The sequence below is a fragment of the Peptostreptococcus sp. genome (assembly GCF_977045075.1).
This window is the reverse complement of record NZ_CDRRTB010000132.1, coordinates 1-2,744: the sequence shown is the minus strand read 5'-3', so window position 1 is coordinate 2,744 and position 2,744 is coordinate 1. Positions and strand designations below refer to the sequence as shown.

General features: G+C 41.0%; 3 protein-coding genes. All 3 read left to right on the top strand.

The window, feature by feature from the left end; translation table 11 throughout:
- Positions 1 to 669: TetR/AcrR family transcriptional regulator (locus tag ACW6OJ_RS07905; protein ID WP_456096259.1), on the top strand; the 669-nt coding region annotated here is incomplete at its 5' end.
- A 114-nt stretch (positions 670 to 783) separates the two neighbouring features.
- Positions 784 to 1,458, top strand: a complete 675-nt coding sequence (locus ACW6OJ_RS07900) for an energy-coupling factor transporter transmembrane component T family protein (RefSeq protein WP_314505057.1) — start codon at positions 784 to 786, stop codon at positions 1,456 to 1,458.
- Positions 1,458 to 2,744, top strand: a 1,287-nt coding sequence (locus ACW6OJ_RS07895) for an ABC transporter ATP-binding protein (protein WP_456096258.1), incomplete at its 3' end; no start/stop codon positions are given. The genes ACW6OJ_RS07900 and ACW6OJ_RS07895, both read left to right, overlap by 1 nt.

The following is a 2,744-nucleotide window of genomic DNA, read 5'->3' as shown; positions in this document are numbered from 1 at the left end:
TTAATATTAAAAAATGCAAAAATTGAATTTCTTGATAAGGGCTTTGAAAAGGCTTCAATGAGGACTATAGCAAGACAGTCAGGCCTGACAGTCGGGGCAATTTACAGGTATTTTAAGTCTAAGGAGGACCTGTTTGAGGCCCTGGTCCAACCAACACTTGACGAGCTAATGAAGATATTTATGAGGGAGTTAGATGATGCCTCAAACAAGCAAAAATACACAAATATCCAGGAAGGATATGATATGGGTTTAATAGAGTCACATACTGGTATCCTCTGCTTCCTAGATTATTTGTATGACAACTTTGATGACTTTACCCTCCTATTTAAGTGTAGTCAGGGTACAAAATTCGAAAATATCCAGGACTTCTTCGTGGATATGGAGGTCAAGGGAAGCAAGATGTATATAGCTGAAATGGAGGCCCGTGGCATCATGAAAAACCCATTTACAGAGACTGAACTCCACATATTCTGCACTATGTCTATTACGCCGATTTTTGAAATCATAGACCATAGGTATGACTATGAAGAGGCTGTAAGGATATTAAAGCTAATGTCCTATGGCCAAAGCTGGGCCTGGAACAAGATATGCCTACTGGGAGACTCTAGAGACCTAGGTCCAAGCTGTGATTTGAAGCTTGAAAAGGAACCAGGGTCTAGTGAAATTTAATCAAGTCTATATAAGGCTATAAGGTTTGATAGTAATGGCTTGAAGAAGAGGGGGATGATGTAGATACCATATATAAATAAAGGGATTAGAGCTAAAAAACAGAGGGGGGATATTGTGAAGAATTTTAGGTTTGATGCTCTTACATTAATTTTAATCAATGCCATAATGCCGGTCATGTGCGCTATATTTCCATCCCAAAAAATGGTGGCACTCACCTATATCATGGCTAGCCTTATCCTAGTAGTTTCGGGCAATATAAGGAGAATTTTCAAGGTGATTTGTGTGGTGGCTGTATTTTTAGCTATATATCTCGTTAATGAGTATTACGGCTTTAGTGCTATACTGGCTGCCTGGGCTAGGATGATGCTATTATTCATGCCTTGCTTTATGATAGCAGCACTGTTGATCACCGGGTATAAATCGTCCGAGGTCTTGTCAGGACTGCAAAGGCTTAGGCTACCAAAGATATTTATAATAGGAATAACAGTAACAATAAGGTATATACCGACCTTCTATAGGGAATTTAAAATCATCAAGAAGGCCATGAATATCAGAGGGATAGAATTTTCGGCCCTACATCCAATCAGGACCTTTGAATACCTTATGGTTCCCCAGCTTTTCCGTTGTGTAGCCCTGAGCACAGAGCTTACCTGTGCAGGACTTACCAAGGGAATAAGTGCAAAAAATGATAGGACTAGCTACTATGGTAGTGGCTTTGGTCCCATAGACTATACCAGTTTTATAGTCCTAATCCTAGGATATATCCTAATAATTGGGGGGATAGTTTGATGAAAAAAAAGATAATCGAATTTAAAAATGTGGCCTTTAGCTATATGGACAAGGATGACTACGCCCTAAGGGATGTCAATTTTAGTATTGAGGAAGGGTCTCTGGTCTTTATAAGTGGTAAGAGTGGGTCCGGTAAGTCAACCCTCCTAAACCTCTTAAATGGGATTATTCCAGAGGTAATTGAGGGCCAGCTAGAGGGACAAATCCTGATAGACGGCAAGGAGGACCTAGATGTAAGCGATAGGAGCCTTATCCTTGGAAACGTATTCCAAAACCCGAGAAGCCAGTTTTTTACGACGGATACTACGGCAGAATTGGTATTTGCCTTGGAAAATTATGGGGTAGAAAGGGAGGCTATAAAGAAGAGGTTGGACTCTATCATAGAAGAATACAATGTAGACTACCTAAGGGATAGGAGCTTATTTGAGATATCCTCGGGTGAAAGGCAGCTAATCGCCCTCCTAACAGTCCTGATTATGGATCCAAAGGTAATCATATTTGATGAGCCATCAGCCAATCTTGACTATGGAAATTCAATGAGGCTAAGAAGACAAATTATAGACCTCAAGGCAGAGGGCAAGACTATTATTGTAGCAGACCACAGAAATTTTTATCTGAAGGGAATTATAGACAAGGTCCTCCTAGTTGAGGACAAGACAGTCAAGTCTTTTGGGTCCGAGCAAGACTTATTGAAGGGGGACTATAAAAATCGTAGCTTTGATATCTTTGCAGGTGATTACGGCCGAGTGAAAAAGCTGGGACCTGGTCAAGGGGGTGTGACTATAGAGGGCCTATCCTACAAGGATATTATAAGGGACCTAAGCATTCAATTTGAGGAAAATGAGGTTACAAGTATAGTTGGAGTCAACGGTGTAGGAAAAACCACCCTAGCCGAGCTAATCAGCAGGTCTCTAAAGCCTGAAAAGGGCAAAATACAAGTGGAAGGTCAGGCTATGTACCTAATGCAGGATGCAGACTTTCAGCTATTTGGTTCGTCCTGTCTCAAGGAATTAGAGCTTGCTCAAAAGGATGAGGCTATTAATATAGAGGCACTTAAAAGTCTGGATATTGATATGCTTAAGGACAAGCATCCCCAGAGTCTGAGTGGGGGAGAGAAGCAAAGACTACAAATGGCCATAGCCAGGGTTAGTGGCAATAAGGTTGTAATCCTGGATGAGCCGACCAGTGGGCTTGACAAGTCCTCTATGGAAAGGGTCTGCTCTATGATAGAGACCTTAAAAGAGTCTAGGACCATAATTGTAATATCACATGATTATGAGTTTATT